The sequence below is a fragment of the Janthinobacterium sp. OK676 genome, assembly GCF_900103595.1.
Lineage (GTDB): Bacteria > Pseudomonadota > Gammaproteobacteria > Burkholderiales > Burkholderiaceae_D > Janthinobacterium.
In genome coordinates, this window is the sequence record NZ_FNHA01000014.1 from 101,695 (window position 1) to 118,010 (window position 16,316).

The 16,316-nt window shown below is 63.4% G+C and carries 12 protein-coding genes and 1 tRNA gene; 7 read left to right on the top strand and 6 right to left on the bottom strand.

Annotation, left to right across the window (positions count from 1 at the left end; genetic code table 11):
• Window positions 1-80: 80 nt before the first annotated feature.
• Entirely contained in the window at window positions 81-1,214 is a 1,134-nt protein-coding gene (locus tag BLU39_RS24085) for an esterase-like activity of phytase family protein (RefSeq protein WP_092717921.1), read from the top strand.
• Here BLU39_RS24085 and BLU39_RS24090 read toward each other — a convergent pair.
• The 4 genes from BLU39_RS24090 to BLU39_RS24105 form a co-directional block, all read right to left on the bottom strand.
• Window positions 1,183-3,342, bottom strand: coding sequence for a putative bifunctional diguanylate cyclase/phosphodiesterase (locus tag BLU39_RS24090; RefSeq protein WP_092717923.1), 2,160 nt, complete (start codon window positions 3,340-3,342; stop codon window positions 1,183-1,185). The two genes, BLU39_RS24085 and BLU39_RS24090, sit on opposite strands and share 32 nt — an antisense overlap.
• Before the next feature lies 1 nt (window position 3,343).
• On the bottom strand, window positions 3,344-6,217 hold the full coding sequence (locus tag BLU39_RS24095; protein WP_092717926.1) for a hybrid sensor histidine kinase/response regulator: 2,874 nt from the start codon (window positions 6,215-6,217) through the stop codon (window positions 3,344-3,346).
• A gap of 283 nt (window positions 6,218-6,500) precedes the next feature.
• Window positions 6,501-6,701: a YbdD/YjiX family protein gene (locus BLU39_RS24100; RefSeq protein WP_092718220.1), complete on the bottom strand. Its 201-nt coding sequence runs from the start codon at window positions 6,699-6,701 to the stop codon at window positions 6,501-6,503.
• Window positions 6,701-8,761, bottom strand: a complete 2,061-nt coding sequence (locus BLU39_RS24105; protein ID WP_092717928.1) for a carbon starvation CstA family protein — start codon at window positions 8,759-8,761, stop codon at window positions 6,701-6,703. Before BLU39_RS24105 ends, BLU39_RS24100 begins: the two co-directional genes overlap by 1 nt.
• 244 nt (window positions 8,762-9,005) lie before the next feature.
• Between BLU39_RS24105 and BLU39_RS24110 the strand changes: the two genes are divergently transcribed.
• From BLU39_RS24110 to BLU39_RS24135, 6 genes are all read left to right on the top strand, one after another.
• The gene (locus tag BLU39_RS24110) at window positions 9,006-10,376 is read left to right on the top strand and encodes a cache domain-containing protein (protein ID WP_092717931.1); all 1,371 of its coding nucleotides are present in this window, start codon (window positions 9,006-9,008) and stop codon (window positions 10,374-10,376) included.
• Between the two features lie 11 nt (window positions 10,377-10,387).
• Window positions 10,388-11,017, top strand: coding sequence for a response regulator transcription factor (locus BLU39_RS24115; protein WP_092717934.1), 630 nt, complete (start codon window positions 10,388-10,390; stop codon window positions 11,015-11,017).
• Between the two features lie 264 nt (window positions 11,018-11,281).
• Window positions 11,282-12,406 (top strand): EAL and HDOD domain-containing protein, encoded by a 1,125-nt coding sequence (locus tag BLU39_RS24120; protein ID WP_314608211.1) that lies wholly within the window; start codon window positions 11,282-11,284, stop codon window positions 12,404-12,406.
• Window position 12,407: 1 nt separating this feature from the next.
• Window positions 12,408-14,453: a putative bifunctional diguanylate cyclase/phosphodiesterase gene (locus tag BLU39_RS24125; RefSeq protein WP_092717939.1), complete on the top strand. Its 2,046-nt coding sequence runs from the start codon at window positions 12,408-12,410 to the stop codon at window positions 14,451-14,453.
• Window positions 14,454-14,537: 84 nt separating this feature from the next.
• Window positions 14,538-14,627: transfer RNA gene (locus BLU39_RS24130), tRNA-Ser, on the top strand.
• Window positions 14,628-14,821: 194 nt separating this feature from the next.
• Window positions 14,822-16,003, top strand: coding sequence for a tyrosine-type recombinase/integrase (locus tag BLU39_RS24135; RefSeq protein ID WP_175539399.1), 1,182 nt, complete (start codon window positions 14,822-14,824; stop codon window positions 16,001-16,003).
• Here BLU39_RS24135 and BLU39_RS29270 read toward each other — a convergent pair.
• Window positions 15,968-16,147, bottom strand: coding sequence for a helix-turn-helix transcriptional regulator (locus BLU39_RS29270; RefSeq protein WP_096234494.1), 180 nt, complete (start codon window positions 16,145-16,147; stop codon window positions 15,968-15,970). The genes BLU39_RS24135 and BLU39_RS29270 overlap by 36 nt on opposite strands.
• On the bottom strand, window positions 16,144-16,314 hold the full coding sequence (locus tag BLU39_RS28720; RefSeq protein ID WP_175539400.1) for a hypothetical protein: 171 nt from the start codon (window positions 16,312-16,314) through the stop codon (window positions 16,144-16,146). Before BLU39_RS28720 ends, BLU39_RS29270 begins: the two co-directional genes overlap by 4 nt.
• Window positions 16,315-16,316: the final 2 nt, after the last annotated feature.

Here is a 16,316-nt window from a genome sequence, read left to right on the forward strand (position 1 = left end):
CACCACCGGCCAAGTTAACAATGTTGTCGGCTTACGCGCTTCGCGCTAAGCCGACCTACGCAACTCATCTGATATTTATCATGCATCGTTTTTTGCACCGTGCGCTTGTCCTGGCATCCAGCACTATCCTCCTCTCCGCCTGCGCCAGCTTCCCCCACGACGCGCCGATTATGGGCCTGCGCCTGATCGGCGAGCAGCGCATCGCGCTCAGGCAGGCGTTCGAGGGCACCACCGTAGGCGGCTTGTCCGGCATCGATTACGATGCGGCCAACAAGAGCTGGGTGATGGAAAGCGATGACCGCTCGGAAATCAATCCGGCCCGTTTCTACCGTGCCACCTTGAATTACGACAGCAAGGCGTTTACGGGCGTGACCTTGAACAGCGTGCATTTCTTCACGCAACCCGACGGCAGCCGCTATCCGAATCTGGCGCATGCCAAGCTGGAGCAGGGCGAGCAGGTGGCCGACATCGAAACCATCCGCGTCGATCCGCAGGACGGCAGCCTGTGGTACGGCAGCGAAGGCAACCGCAAGGTGGGCTTGCACCCGTTCGTGCGCCACGCCGACAGCGGCGGCCACTACCTGGCCACCTTGCCCACGCCTGCCATGTTCAAGGTCTCGCAGGAAGCAACGGGATCGCGCAACAACATGAGTTTTGAAGCGCTGTCGTTTGCCAGCGATGGCAAGAGTTTGTGGCTGGGTATGGAAGCGGCCCTGTACCAGGATGGCCCGCTGGCCACGCCCGACCATGGCTCCGTCGTGCGCATCACGCGCCTGGACCGCGCGGGTACCGTGCTGGGCCAGTACGCGTATGCTATCGAGCCCATCGCGTCGCGGCCCGCGCCGGGGCGCGAGGCGGACAATGGCGTGTCGGAAATCCTCGCCGTCAACGATCACCAGTTGCTGGTGGTGGAGCGGGCCGGCGTGGCCAACGCGGACGGCGTCTACACCAACCACGTGCGCATCTACGAAATGGAAACGGATGGCGCCACTGATGTGCAGGCCATGCCGGCCCTGGCGGGCGCGGCTTACGTGCCGGCGCGCAAGCGCCTGTTGCTGGACCTGGAAAAGACCGGTCTCAAAAGAATCGACAATATCGAAGGCATCAGCTGGGGGCCGCGTCTGGAAAACGGCCGCCGCAGCCTGGTGTTGATTTCCGACGACAATTTTAATCCGCAGCAAGTCACGCAAATCCTTGCCTTCGAAGTGCTCTAGTTTCCACGCTGGCCAGCTGCTTCGCCTGCCTGGCCAGCATGGCCGTGATCGTGTCGTGCGGCGACGGGTGGCCCAGGAAATAGCCTTGCACCATGTCGCAGCCGTATTCTTCCAGCATCACCAGCTGCTCGTCCGTTTCCACGCCTTCGGCCACCACCACCATCTTCAAGCCATGCGCCATGGCGATGATGGCGCGCGTGATGGCCGCGTTTTCCGCATCCTGCGGCAGGCCGGCGATAAAGCTCTTGTCGATTTTTAATGCCCGCACGTCGAAGCGTTTCAGATAATTCATTGACGAATAGCCCGTGCCGAAGTCGTCGATCGACAGGTACACGCCGATGCCGCGCAATTGCTCCAGGGTCGCCATGGTGGCGCGCGCATCGTCCATCAAGGTGCCTTCCGTCAATTCCAGTTCCAGCAGGCGCGCATCGAGGCCCGTGTCGGCCAGGGCCGAGAGCACGATCTGCATCAGGTTTTCATCCTTGAATTGCTTGGCCGACAGGTTGACGGCCATGCGGATGGCGCGCCCGCTACCGTTTTGCCACGCCTTGGCCTGGTTGCACGCCGTGCGCAGCACCCATTCGCCGATGGGCACGATCAGCCCCGTCTCTTCGGCCAGCGGGATGAATTCCGTGGGCGAGATGATGCCCCGTTCCGGATGGCGCCACCGCACCAGCGCTTCCACGCCGACGATCTGCGTGCTGGGCACGTCGATCTGCGGCTGGTACAGCAAATACAGCTCGTTGTTCTGCAAGGCTTTGCGCAGACCCACTTCCATCTTGACGTGGCTCATGATTTCCATCGTCAGCGAGGAGCTGTACAGCTTGGCGTTGTTCTTGCCGCAGTTCTTCGCGTGGTACATGGCCGTGTCCGCATATTTGAGCAGCGAATTGCAATCCTCGCCGTCTTCCGGATACAGCGAAATGCCGATGCTGGCCGTGACGAAAATCTCGTGCGCCTCGATCATGAATGGCCGGCGCATGGCTTCTTTTACGCGATGCGCCACGTTCAGCGCGTCTTCCACGCGCTCCAGGTCGGGTATCAAAATCGTGAATTCATCGCCGCCCAGGCGCGCCAGGTTGCTGCTGCGGAAAGTGGCTTCAAAGTCGTGCTCGGCACGCAGTACCAGGTCGCTGGGGCGGATGGTTTCGCGCAGGCGCTCGGACACGACCTTGAGCAAATGGTCGCCCACGTCGTGGCCCAGGGTGTCGTTGATGCGCTTGAAGGCGTCGAGGTCCATGAACAGCACGGCGAATTTCTTGTCGTGCTCTTTCGAGCGCACCAGTTCGCGCTCCAGGGTTTCCAGGAACGCTTGCCGGTTGGGGATGCCCGTCAGGCTGTCGCAATAGGCGAGGCGGCGGATCTGCTCTTCCGTACGCTTGCGCTCGCTGATGTCGCGCACCAGGCCCAGCACTTCATCGGCCCCCGTCGCCACCAGGCGCGCTTCGAAATGGCGCGTGCTGTCTTCGTGCGTGAGCGTGTAGTCGACCGAGCCGATGTGCTGCGTGGCCAGCACGGCGTGCGCCTGGTCGAGCAGGCGCGCGGCGATTTCGGGCGGCAGCACGTCGCGGATATGGCTGCCCACGCAGTCGCTGAGGGAAAAGCCGGCGCTGGCGTCGTGTCCCTGTTCGTAGTCGAGATAAAAGCCTTCGCGGTTGAGACGAAAGAAAGTGTCGGGGATGGCGGCCAGCACGGCGCGGTTGTGCGCGTCGGCGATGCGCAGGCGGGCGATGGCGTCGCTGGCGCGCAGCACGTACAGCACGCGGTGTCCGAGGATGGGCCAGTTGATGGGCTTGGAAATGAAGTCGGTGGCGCCCACCTCGTAGGCGCGCGTGACGGCTTCCAGCTCGTCGCCGCCCGTGACCATGATGATGGGCACCGTGCCGCCCACTTCCTGGTGGCGGATTGCGCGGCACACGGCAAAGCCGTCCATGGCCGGCATGTCGACGTCGAGCATGACGAGGTCCGGGCCGCTGTGCTTGTAGCTGGCCAGCGCCTGCACGCCGTCTTCGGCTTCGATCACGTCCAGGCCCACCTGCGTGAGCATTTGCCGCATCAGCAGGCGCATCACGGGATCGTCGTCGGCCACCAGCACCAGGCCGCGGAGAGGGGAAAGGGGCGCTGTCATGTCAGTGTTCCTTCACGAGGATGGCGTTCAGCGATTCGCGTACGGTCAGGAACGCTTGCCGCATCTGCCGCAGCAGGGCAGCTGCGCCCTCGGTGCTGCCGGCGCGGCCCAGTTTTTCCATTTCCTTGCACAGCTGCGCCAGGCCGTCGGCGCCCACGTTGGCGCTGCTTGACTTCAGGCTGTGCGCCGCCTTGCGCAGCGCTTCCGCATCCGCGCCGGCAATCGCCTCGCGCATGGCCGTCAACTGGCGCGGCGTCTCGCCGGCAAAGGCGAGGATGACGCGCTCGAGCAGCGCATCGCCGTCGGTGCCGGACAGGGCGCGGATGTTTTCCAGCGCCTGCCGGTTCAGCGGCTGACCGGCGGGCGCGGTCTCGGGCGCGGCTTCGGGCGTGAGGGGCGGCGCCGCTGGTGGCGTCAGCAGCTCCGGCGCTTCGCTGTGGTGCACGGTGGCTGCGCGCGGCAGGGTGATCCAGCGCGCGATCGTGTGGCCCAGGTCCTGCTGCGTGAACGGTTTGCTCAGGTAATCGTCCATGCCGGCCGCCAGGCACGCTTCGCGGTCGCCCTGCAGCGCATTGGCCGTGATGGCGACGATGGGCAGCACGCGCGCGTGGCCGCACTGCTGTTCGTGGCGGCGGATTTCCTCCGTGGCGGCAAAGCCATCCATCACGGGCATCTGGCAATCCATCAGGATCAGATCGAAATCCTCGGCCTGCGCCGCCTGCAAGGCTTCCTCGCCATTGCGCGCGCAGACCACGTCCAGGCCCAGGCTGTCGAGCATGGCCAGCGCCACTTCCACGTTGACGGGATTGTCCTCGGCCAGCAGCACGCGGCGGCGCTGGCGCCGGCCGGGGTGGCGTACGGCATGGCGCCCCGTGTGCGGTGGATGGATGCGCAGGCTATCGCTGGCGCGCGGCGGCGTGACGATGCAGTCGAACAGGTCGCATTCGCGGGCCGGTTTGATCAGCTGGAAGGCCACGCCCGCTTCGCGCCGCTGCACCGGGTCGGCCGCCGCCGGTTCCGTGCTCAGCAGCAGAAGCTTGAGGTCGGCCAGCAGCGGGTCGCTCTTGATGGTGGCGGCCAGGGCCAGGCCGCTGGTGCGCGGCAATTCCATGTCGAGCAGGGCCACGCCATACGGCGTGCCCGCCTGGGCGGCCGCGTGCAGCTTGGCCAGACAGTCGCCGGCCGTGCCGGCGCTGTCGCTGACGATGTGCCAGCTGGCCAGTTGCCGCTCCAGCACGGCGCGCGTGGCCGGTGTGTGGTCGACGATCAAGGCGCGTAATCCTCGCGTGGTTTTCAGGTTGAAGGACGGGTCGTCGCTGTCGACCCGCCGCTTATCGAAATTTACTTCGAACCAGAAGATCGATCCTTGCGTTAAAGCATTATCAACGCCGATAGTGCCGCCCATCAGCTCCACCAGCTGCTTCGAGATCGTCAGCCCCAGGCCCGTGCCGCCGTGCTTGCGCGTGGTCGAGCCGTCTGCCTGCGAGAACGATTCGAAGATGCGCGTCTGCGCCTCGCTCGATACGCCGATGCCCGTGTCGTGCACCTCGAAGCGCAAGCCCACGCTGGGCGCGTCTTCGCTGCAGACGGTCACTTTCACGGTGACCTTGCCCGTTTCCGTGAACTTGATGGCATTGCCCAGCAGATTGACGATGATCTGGCGCAAACGGTTCGGGTCGCCGCAGATGGCGATGGGAATGTCGTACGCGATGTCGAATTCCAGGCTGATGTTTTTCGCTTGCGCCTGCGGCGCGAACACGTGTTCTATATCGTCGAGCAATTCGCGGAAATTGAAGCGGATGTATTCCACGCTCAGCTTGCCTGCCTCGATCTTGGAAAAGTCGAGGATGTCGTTGATGATCACCAGCAAATTCTGTCCCGAGCGCTGCACCATGCTCGTGTAGTGGCGCTGCTGCGGGCTCAAAGGGCTGGCCAGCAGCAGCTCCGTCATGCCCAGCACGCCATTCATGGGCGTGCGGATTTCATGGCTCATGGTGGCAAGAAACGCGCTTTTCGCCTGGCTGGCCGCCTCGGCCGCGTCCTTGGCCTTTTCCAGCTGCGCCGTGCGCACGCCCACCTGGCGCTCGAGCTGGTCGCGGTAGTTGGCCAGGGTGCTGTCGCGGCTGTCGATCTGCGCCAGCATGTCGTTGAAACTGTCGATCAGCACGCCCAGCTCGTCGCTGCGCTGGTGCGCGATGCGGTGGCTGTAGGTCTGGCTGCTCGATACTTTTTGCGCCGTGTCGATCAGCTTGGTGATGGGTTCGGCGATCACGCTTTTGAAGCGCCGCGCGAGGAACACGGCGATCAGGAAGGACAGCACGGTGGCGCCGCCGATGGCGCCCACGTGGCGGCCGATGTCGCGCCACATGTGGTTCAGGTCGGCCTCGATCAGCACGGCGCCGATCAGCTGCTGCTGCTCGCCTGGCCGGTAGACGGGACGGTACAGACGCATCGCGGGCGCCAGGGCCGTGCCCGTGCCTTGCGTGAGGGGCTGCACGGCCATGTCGGCCAGCAGGGTTGGGTCCAGGTCTTCCGGTGCCGCCAGGCCATCGGCATGCTGCGGTGCCCGGTACAGGGCGAACAGGCGTCCGCCCCGGTCGAACAGGGCTGCCTGGGCGACCTCGTCGCGCGCGGCCAGCGCGGCCAGCACCTGTTCCGCCTGCGGCTGTGCCGATTTCCCCGCCAGCAGGGGCGCCGCGCCGGCCGCACCGATCACGCCCGCCAGCGACAGCAGCTGCTTGCCTTCATCGTCCTTGTGGCTGAGCACGGACGTCAGCGCAAACGCCACGAACACCAGCAGCAGCGCGCAGCCCGACGACAGTACCGAAATCATGGTCAGCTTCTGGCTGATGCTGGAGCGTTGAAAATTGAACATGGTGGCGGCGCTTCTCCGGTCGGCCTGTTGACTGTTTTTTAATTTCCTATTGGAAAAATATAGACGCGAAGACACACCATGATATTGATGTGGGTCTAAGGGAGGAGAGGGGGAGGGGAACTAAATATGGCCGGGGTCGGACCCTTCGGGGACATGTGCCCCAATGGGGCACATGTCGATCCCGCAGGGACTGACCCCAGTATTTGCTTTGGGGCTTACACGGTTAAACCCCTGAGAAGCTGGGGTCAGACCCGGCGGGTCTGACCCCGGTGCTGGCCCGGTATTAGCAACAACCACCACGCTTACCGGCGCCGCCATAACGCGCTTCCTGCCGTTCGCGGAAGAACTCTTCATACGTCATCATCGGCTCGCCGGGATGGGTGACTTCCCGGTGCGCCACATAGGTGTCGTACTCGGGCAAGCCGCACATGAGCCGCATGCTTTGCCCCAGATACCGTCCAGCCTTGATGATATCGGCTATCATCATTGCACCGTGGGCAAGGCCTGGAACGGCGTTTCCTTGGTGCTTGGACGGCTGTCGGCGCGCGCCTTCATGATGGTGCGGATGCCGAAGAACAGCACGCTGACGACGACCACCACGAAGAAGGCGGCCAGGCCGGCGTCCAGGTAATCGTTGAAGATGATCTGCTGCATCTGCGCCACCGACTTGGCCGGCGCCAGCAGGGTGCCTTCATCGAGTGCCGCCGAGTATTTCTTGGCGTGCGCGAGGAAGCCGACGCGCGGATTGGCGTCGAAAATCTTTTGCCAGCCCGCCGTCAGGGTGCACAGCAGCAGCCAGATCGTCGGCGTGATGGTGACCCATGCATACTGGCCACGTTTCATCTTGAACAGCACGCACGTGCCGAGGATCAGCGCGATGGCCGCCAGCATCTGGTTGGCGATGCCGAACAGCGGCCACAGGGTGTTGATGCCGCCCAATGGATCGACGACGCCCTGGTACAGGAAGTAGCCCCAGGCCGCCACGCACAGGCCCGTCGCCAGCAGGTTGGCGATGACGTTTTCCGTCTGTTTCAGCGCTGGCACGAAGCTGCCCAGCAAGTCTTGCAGCATGAAGCGGCCGGCACGCGTGCCCGCATCGACTGCCGTCAGGATGAACAGCGCTTCGAACAGGATGGCGAAGTGGTACCAGAAGGCCATCATGGCCTTGCCGCCGATGGCGCCGGACAGGATCTGCGCCATGCCGACGGCCAGGGTCGGTGCGCCGCCCGCGCGCGAGATGATGCTGTGCTCGCCAACGTCCTTGGCCGTTTGCGTCAGCATGTCCGGCGTCACATAGAAGCCCCATTGCGAGATTGCCTGTGCGGCCGACTCGGCCGTGGTGCCGATCAGGGCGGCCGGGCTGTTCATGGCGAAATAGATGCCCGGCTCGATGGTCGAGGCGGCCACCAGGGCCATGATGGCAACGAACGATTCCATCAGCATGGCGCCATAGCCGATGAAGCGGGCGTGGCTTTCGTTTTCAATCATCTTCGGCGTGGTGCCCGAGGAAATCAGGGCGTGGAAGCCGGAGACGGCGCCGCAGGCGATCGTGATGAACAGGAAGGGGAACAGATTGCCCGACCAGACGGGGCCGGAGCCGTCGATGAACTTGGTCATGGCCGGCATTTTCAGGTAAGGCGCGACGACGATGATGCCGATGGCCAGGCCCAGGATGGTGCCGATCTTGAGGAAGGTCGACAGATAGTCGCGCGGCGCCAGCAGCAGCCACACGGGCAGGACCGAGGCGATGAAGCCGTAGCCGATCAGCATCCACGTCAGTTCCGTGCCCGTGAACGTGAACATCGGGCCCAGTACGGCGTGTTCCTGCACGTACTGGCCGCCGATGATGGCCAGCATCAGCAGGACGAAGCCGATGATGGAAATTTCGCCGATGCGGCCCACGCGGATGAAGCGCGAGTACACGCCCATGAACAGGGCGATGGGGATCGTCGCCATCACGGTGAAGCTGCCCCATGGGGAGCCGGTCAGCGCCTTGACGACGATCAATGCCAGCACGGCCAGGATGATGACCATGATCATGAAGCAGCCCAAGAGCGCAATCATGCCGGGAATCTCGCCCAGTTCAGCCTTGATCAGGTCGCCCAGCGAGCGGCCGTCACGGCGCATGGAAATGAACAGCACGATGAAATCCTGCACGGCGCCGGCAAACACGACGCCAGCAAGAATCCACAGCATGCCGGGCAGATAGCCCATCTGCGCGGCCAGCACGGGGCCGACGAGGGGACCGGCGCCGGCAATCGCTGCGAAATGGTGGCCGAACAGCACATATTTGTTGGTCGGCACATGGTCGAGGCCATCGTTGTGCTTGAACGCCGGCGTCATGCGGCGCGGGTCCAGGCTCAGCACCTTGTCGGCGATGAACAGGCTGTAGAAACGATAGGCGATCAGATAGACGCAGACGGCGGCGATGACGATCCAGATCGCGCTGATCGGTTCGCCACGTTGCAGGGCGACGACGCCCAGGGACCCGGCGCCTGCCAGCGCAAGCGCTGCCCAGCCGAGCTGTTTGAAAATGCGGTTCATGCTTCCTCCAGAGATGTGACGGGCGCTGTGCCGTGCGATGATGTGTGCTGCCGAGCCTGGTCGTCGCCAGTTTGGGTGTGAATCGGGTGTATCTGCAGCTTATGGCGAGTATTCAGGAATCGTATAATCGATGCAAGCGCAGCACTACGCAGTAACGCTCAGTATTACTACGCAGACCGATCGCCGCGCCGCGACGTAAAATCACGCATTCCCACCAGCATCGACGCCGCCGGAGCGCCAGGCCATGAAACTCAGACAGAAAGTCATCTTCCTGGCCCTCACGCCGCTCATCCTCGCCCTGTGCGCGATCGCGTTTGCCGTGCGGCACCAGGCGATTACCCTGGCCGAGCAGCAGCGCGCCACCATCCAGCAAGCGTATCTGGCCAGCAAGGAAGCCGAACTCAAGCATTACGTGACCCTGGCCAGCCATTCCATCGCTTCCCTGTACCAGTCGGGGCGCAAGGATGACGCCACGCAAGAGGAGGCCAAGCGCATCCTGTCCGCCCTCAGCTATGGCGACGACGGCTATTTCTTCATCTATGATTTGCAGGGCAAGTCGCTGATGCATCCGCGCCAGCCTGAACTGGTGGGGCAGAACCTGTGGCAGTTGCGCGACGCCGAAGGCAATCTGACCATCCAGCGCCTGATGCAGCGGGCCAGGAGCGGCGGCGGTTTCGAGCGCTACAACTGGATCAAGCCGTCGACGAACAAGTCCGCGCCCAAGCTCGGCTATGTGATCCTGATGCCGGAATGGGGCTGGATGATGGGTACCGGCATCTACATGGACGACGTGGACCAGGCGCTGGCCAAGGTCGACGCCCAGCAGTCGCGCAACATCCGCTCGACCATGGAGCTGATCGCCGCCATCGCCATCCTCGGCTCCCTGCTGGTGGCCGCCTGCGGATTGGTACTGAACTTGCGCGAATTGCGCGTGGCCGACGCCAAGCTGAAAGTGCTGGCGCAGAGGGTGGTCGAGTCGCAGGAGGAGGAGCGGGCGCGGCTGTCTCGCGACTTGCATGACGGCATCAGCCAGTGGCTCGTGTCGATCAAGCTGCAGATCGAGGCGGGCATCGCGCGCCTGGCCGGCAATGCCGAGCAGAAAGACAAGGCGCCGGCCACCTTCGAGCGGGCCGCCGAGCAGCTGAACAAGGTGCTGGGCGAGGTGCGGCGCATTTCGCACAACCTGCGCCCGGCCATTCTGGATGACCTGGGCCTGGCCGCCGCGCTCGACCACCTCGTGCATGAATTTAATGACAGCAGCAGCGCGCAAGCCAGTTTCACGGCCAGTCCGGCGGCGGCGGGCGAGGGCTTGCCCGATATGGTCAATACCGTGCTGTTCCGCATTGCCCAGGAAGCGCTGACCAATTGCGAGCGCCATGCCCACGCCCGCGGCGTGGAAGTGAGCTTGCACGAGGCGGGCAAGGCCGTGGAATTGCGCATCGGGGATAATGGCGGCGGCTTCGATTTCGACGGTATCGCCCTGCATCCGCAGCGCGGCATCGGCCTGCGCAACATGACGGAACGCATGGAAGCCATCGGTGGCAGCCTGCGCATCACCTCGTCACCGTCCGGCACCGTGGTGCTGGCGCGGCTCGAGCTTTCTTCCACACATTAAAATAGAAAACCATGACGGACACGATCAAGATACTGCTGGTGGACGACCACCCCCTCGTGCGCGACGGCTTGCGCGCGCGCCTGGAAGCGGTGGCGCATTTCGACGTGGTGGCCGAGGCGGGCGGCGCCGATGAAGCATTGAATCAGGCGCGTGCGCACCAGGTGGATCTCGTGTTGATGGATATCAATATGCGCGGCACGAACGGCATCGAAGCGACGGCACTGTTCAAGCAGGCGTTTCCGCAGATCGCCGTGCTGATCCTGTCCATGCACGACAAGCTCGAATATGTGTCGCAAGCCATCGCCGCCGGCGCGCGCGGCTATGTGCTCAAGGATGCCCCCGGCAAGGACATCGTCTTCGCCATCGAAACGGTGATGTCCGGCGGCATTTATTACAGCGCCGCCCTGGCGCGGCAGCTATCTCGTCCGCAAGTCCACGATTCCTTCCTCACCACGCGCGAGCAGCAGGTGCTGCAGCACATCGCGGCGGGCCAGGCGAACAAGCAGATCGCCCGCGCGCTCGACCTGAGCGTGCGCACGGTGGAGACGCACCGGCTGAACATCAAGCGCAAGCTCGGCATCGAAGGGCAGGCCGAATTGATCAAATACGCGGTCGAGCACGCTCACGGCGGCAGCGCCTGAGCTTGCGTGCGCCGCGCCATGTTGTTGCCTAAGCCGCATGCCAGGCGGGTCTCGCGGGGGAATGTTCTTTTTGAAAATTTATTGCCAAAATTAAACTGTTTCGTGGGTGAGATTCGGATAGAATGATTCTCGCTGTCGAGGGCATCCCTGTCGGGCCAGGGTTGCCAATGCTGGTCAGTTTATTTACTATGGCGCCCTACCCACACTGAGATACCGATGTCAGCGTCTGAATCAAACCTGTTTCCGTTGGTGGGATTACAAGCAGTGGCCAATGCTCATAACGAGTGGGTCGCTGTCACCCTGCATGTGCCGCAGGCCTCGACGGCGCCGCTGCTGGCGGCGCTGGCCGCCGCCGATGCGTATGCCTTCCTGGCGCCGCTCGATTGCATCATTCCCCTGGCCGACCCGCATGGCGTGGACGAGGCCGTGCTGGCGCAACTGGCGCCGCAACGCACCATCTTCCGTTTGCCGGCCCAGCTTGCCGGCGACAAGCAACTCCAGAAAAAATGCCGGCAATGGCGCGACGCCGGCTACCGCATCCATCTTGATGGCGCCGATGCCAGTCCCGTGGTGGCGGCGCAAGTCGACGCGCGCGCACTGAGCTTTGACGCGGCCGGCGCCCGCCCGGCCCTGCATCAGCTGCTGCCCTTGCCGGGGCCGCACCTGGCCTACAACATCGCCGATGGGGGGCAGATTGCCGCATTGCAAGAACTTGGCGTCAGCTGGTTTGCCGGCGATTACGCCTTGCAGCATGCGCGCCAGCAAGGCGAGTCGGAAGACGCCACGTCGCGCAAGCGCCTGCTGGCGCTGCTGGGCCTGCTGGCGCGCGATGCCGACGCGCACGAGCTGGAAGTGCCGCTCAAGCAAGACCCGGCCCTCAGCTATCATTTGTTGAAACTGGTCAATTCAGCCGCCTTCGGTTTCACGGCGCCCATTACCAGCTTCAGCCAGGCCATCACCCTGCTGGGCCGGCGCCAGCTGCAGCGCTGGCTGCAACTGCTGCTGTATGCGCGCCAGCAAGATGACGGCAAGATCCACGCGCTGCTGCCGCTGGCGGCCGTGCGCGCGGCGCAGATGGAAGCGCTGTGCCAGCTGCGCGGCGGCGACCGCGACGCGCAGGACCTGGCCTTCATGGCGGGCGTGTTCTCGCTGCTCGACGTCCTGCTGGGCATGCCGATGGAAGAGATCATCGCCACCCTGAACCTGGCGCCCGAAGTGAGCGCCGCCTTGCTTGAACGCAATGGCGAGCTGGGCACCTTGCTGGCGCTGGTCGAAAGCGCCACGCCGTCGCCCGAGGGCTTGCGCCGCGCCGGCATCGATGGAGAAACCTATTGGCGCAGCCTGCTGCAGGCCTACCAATGGGCCATCCAGGTCAGCCGGAATATCTAGCATGGCCCTGTTTCCGGTGTCGGATTTCCTTGGTGACAGCGCCGCCCTGTGCGACGCCGTCGTGCGTTTGCGCGGCCCAGCGCTGGTAGCCGAGCTGGGCCGTATCGCCAGCACCGTGATGGCCAGCCCGCATGGCCAGTTCCTGCCCGCGGCCAGCACGGACGCCGCCGCGCCGGTGGCGCCATTTCCCCGCGATACGCCCGCCTTGCTGCAGGAAATCAGTTTCGACGGCCATTGTTTCGGCCATTACGCCGTGGCCGGCCGCCCGCTGTATAACGACGCCGACCGCCGCCACCTGGCCAGCCTGGCCTCGTTGACGGCCGGCGTCCTGCAGGTCCATTCGCTGGCGCAACGCTCGACTCATGCCTACGCGCAAGTCGAAGCCTTGCTGGCGCAGCAGACGCAAATCCTCGACCAGTTGCACGAATCCGTACTGACGATGGACTTGACCGGTTACATCACGAGCTGGAACAAGGGCGCCGAGCGCCTGTTCGGCTACACCTCGGTGGAAGCCGTGGGGCGCAACATTTTGTTCCTGTACGACGACGAAGACACGGGTTTCCACGACGCCTTCCTGGAGCAGGGAGGGCGCCTGATGGAGGTGCGCCGCCGAAAGAAGTCGGGCGAGATCTTCTGGGCCAGCTTGTCCCTGTCGCCGCTGCAAGACCTGGACGACAAGCCCATCGGACTCATCGCCTACCTGACCGACATCACGGAACGCAAGCTGGCCGAAGAGCGGCTGCACCACCTGGCCTATTACGACCCGCTGACCAGCCTGCCCAACCGCACCTTGCTGGCCAAGCTGGTCGACCAGGCCCTCTCCGTGGCGCAGCGCAGCAAGATGCTCGGCTGCGTGCTGTTCATCGACCTGAACCGTTTTAAACTGATCAACGACACCCTGGGCCGGCGCATCGGCGACGAACTGCTGCGCCAGGTTTCCCTGCGTTTCCGCCAGGTATTGCGCGACCAGGACCTGGTGGCGCGCCTGGGCGGCGACGAGTTCGCCGTCGGCCTGTTCGACATCGGCCAGCATTTCGAAGCGAGCATGGTGGCGCAAAAGCTCTTGGCCTCGCTGGTGGAGCCGTTCCTGATCGAAGGCCACGACTTGCGCGTGGGCGCCAGCATCGGCATCAGCGTTTATCCGCAGGACGCGCACGACGCGGAAACCCTGCTGCGCCTGGCTGACATCGCCATGTACCGCGCCAAGCAGGACAGCGGCGGCGAAGCGGAAAGCGTGGCCTTCTACAGCCAGGACATGAATGTGGGCATGCAGGCCCGCATGCGCCTGGAAACAGGCTTGCGCCAGGCTTTGTCTGAACAGCAACTGCTGCTGCACTACCAGCCGAAATACGCGCTGGGCAGCGGCCGCATCATCGGCGCCGAAGCCCTGGTGCGCTGGCACCACCCGCAGCACGGCATGATCCCGCCCGCCGAGTTCATCCCCCTGGCCGAATCGACGGGCCTGGTGGTGCAAGTGGGCGAATGGGTGCTGGAAGCGGCCTGCGCCCAGGCGCAAGCGTGGAAACTGGCCGGCCTGCCGCCGATCCGCCTGGCCGTCAACGTCTCCGCCCGCGAATTCACGGCAGCCTTGCCCGCCAGGGTAGCGGCGACCCTGGCCCGCTACGGCCTGGAAGCAGCCTGGCTGGAACTGGAAATCACGGAAAGCACACTGATGCACAACATCGAGCGCGTGATCGGCATCATGGACCGCATCACGGCCCTGGGCGTGGCCCTGTCGCTGGACGATTTCGGCACCGGCTACTCAAGCCTGTCCTATCTGAAACGCTTTCCCATCGATACATTAAAGATCGACCGGTCGTTCACCACCGGCATCCCCACCGACGCCAGCGACTGCGCCATCGCCAGCACCATCATCAGCATCGCCCAGCAGCTGCACCATAAAGTCATCGCGGAAGGTGTGGAAACGGCCGAGCAACTGGCCTTCCTGAAGAGCTCAGGCTGCGACGAAGTGCAGGGCTACCTGTTCTCGCGCCCGCTGCCGGCGGGAGAGTTCGAGCGCGCGCTGCGGGAAAACTGGGGCGTATAAGGCAAGCGTGCCCGCTCTTTCCTGTCAGGCAAACGGTGCTAGCCATTGGTAAGCCACCGACCTTTATGTATAATGCTGCCATCTGGAAGCGTGGCCGAGTGGTTGAAGGCACTAGTCTTGAAAACTAGCGACGGGTTAAACTGTTCGTGAGTTCGAATCTCACCGCTTCCGCCAAGTACATAAAAAATTCGTGAGTATACTCAACCTATATTCCACCGAATTTCATTGAAAATCAACGACTTAGCTTGATTTTTGTCCCGCCGAGTCACAGATTCGGTGATATCCAAAAACGCTCTCGCAGAATGATGCGTAGGCTAAATTGTAGGTATGATGCGGTTTTTCTCAAAACCGTACCTACAGGATATCGCATGGCCATCAATACCCTTACCGACGCAGACTGCCGCCGCGCAACGCCAAACGATGGCAAGCTGCGCAAGCTCTTCGATGGCCACGGCCTGATGCTGGCAGTCCTGCCAAGCGGAAACAAGGTTTGGCGCATGGCCTATCGTAACGACGAGGGCAAGCAGCAAACTGCCGTCATCGGCCCGTATCCCCTGATCGGTCTCAAGGAAGCCCGCGAGCGCCGGGATGTTTTGCGGTTGAAACTGATCGACGGGGAAGACCTCAAGCCCAAGCGCAAGACAAGCAGCCCATCCATTGCCCTTGATACCGCAATCGATACCTACTGGGCGGGCCGCACGGACATCAGCGCCGGCTACAAGGCAAATGCACTGCGCGCGCTGGCCATGTACGTCTCGCCGACGCTGGGCGCGAAAACGGTGCGTGAAATTACCAAGGAAGACTTGATGGCCGCGCTGCGCCCGATGGATGCCGCCGGCCTTTCCGTGTATGTCCGGCGGGTGCGCATGTGGGTGGGCCAGGTTCTTGACTGGGCCATCCAGCATGGCCACTGCGAGGAGAACCCTGCATCGAACATCAATTCGAAGGTCGCCTTTTCCCGCAAGCCGCGCGAAGGGTTCGCCGCCCTGGCATTGGCCGAGGTGCATCCATTCATGGAGCGCCTGGACCTGGAAGATGAAATTCAGTCTGTGCTGGCCTGCAAGCTGTTGGCGTTGACGTGGACGCGCACGGACGAGCTGCGGCGCATGACCTGGGCGGAAGTGGAGGGCGAAGTCTGGCGGATACCGGGCAAGCGCATGAAGAAGGGCCGCGAGCACCTGGTGCCGCTGTCTTCGCAGGCGCTGGAACTGCTGGCTGAAATGAAGCTGCGTTCGCGCGGCAGCATCTATGTTTTCCCGAATGATCGGGGCGGCAGCCGCCCCATGAGTGAAAACGCGATTCTTTACCTCATTCACCGTATCGGCTTCAAGGGCAAGATGACCGGCCACGGTTGGCGCAAGGTCGGCTCCACCTGGGCGAACGAGCACGAATACAACTCGGATCACGTCGAGGTGCAGCTCGCGCACAAGGACGGCGGCGTGCGCGGGGTCTACAATTCGGCGGAGTACCTGAAGCAGCGCCGCGTGATGCTTCAGGCCTTCGCTGACTGGCTGTTAAAGCAGCCTGATCCCAGCAGCTTGGAGCGTTGACAGGCGCCATCCCAGGGTGCGCTGGGTGATGGCAACGTCCGCTGGCGGTAGCTTGTTTTCCTTCACCCATCTGCGCAGCGTCTCCGAGGTGACGCCCAGCATTTTGTATAAGTCCTGGCGGTAGATAATTCGGTCTTCGTTCATTGGATTTTACCTTTCGTGGATTGGTTTTTCTTGCGCTGGGCTGGTTTTGTATGGCTGGCTTTGCTTTGCACCGCCAAGGCGAATGCTTCGGCCTCGGTGTGGTGTGCTACTTCGACGCCAGGCTTGCGGTAGTCGCGCAGCCGGCAGAATTCTTTGTATTGGTCCATTT

Excerpts from the sequence above, each read along its gene's own strand:
- BLU39_RS24100 (WP_092718220.1), bottom strand. The coding sequence starts at position 6,701 with ATGATAGCCGATATCATCAAGGCTGGACGGTATCTGGGGCAAAGCATG.
- BLU39_RS24125 (WP_092717939.1), top strand. The coding sequence starts at position 12,408 with ATGGCCCTGTTTCCGGTGTCGGATTTCCTTGGTGACAGCGCCGCCCTG.
- BLU39_RS29270 (WP_096234494.1), bottom strand. The coding sequence starts at position 16,147 with ATGAACGAAGACCGAATTATCTACCGCCAGGACTTATACAAAATGCTG.
- BLU39_RS28720 (WP_175539400.1), bottom strand. The coding sequence starts at position 16,314 with ATGGACCAATACAAAGAATTCTGCCGGCTGCGCGACTACCGCAAGCCT.
- BLU39_RS24135 (WP_175539399.1), top strand. The coding sequence starts at position 14,822 with ATGGCCATCAATACCCTTACCGACGCAGACTGCCGCCGCGCAACGCCA.
- BLU39_RS24095 (WP_092717926.1), bottom strand. The coding sequence starts at position 6,217 with ATGTTCAATTTTCAACGCTCCAGCATCAGCCAGAAGCTGACCATGATT.
- BLU39_RS24085 (WP_092717921.1), top strand. The coding sequence starts at position 81 with ATGCATCGTTTTTTGCACCGTGCGCTTGTCCTGGCATCCAGCACTATC.
- BLU39_RS24110 (WP_092717931.1), top strand. The coding sequence starts at position 9,006 with ATGAAACTCAGACAGAAAGTCATCTTCCTGGCCCTCACGCCGCTCATC.
- BLU39_RS24105 (WP_092717928.1), bottom strand. The coding sequence starts at position 8,761 with ATGAACCGCATTTTCAAACAGCTCGGCTGGGCAGCGCTTGCGCTGGCA.
- BLU39_RS24090 (WP_092717923.1), bottom strand. The coding sequence starts at position 3,342 with ATGACAGCGCCCCTTTCCCCTCTCCGCGGCCTGGTGCTGGTGGCCGAC.
- BLU39_RS24115 (WP_092717934.1), top strand. The coding sequence starts at position 10,388 with ATGACGGACACGATCAAGATACTGCTGGTGGACGACCACCCCCTCGTG.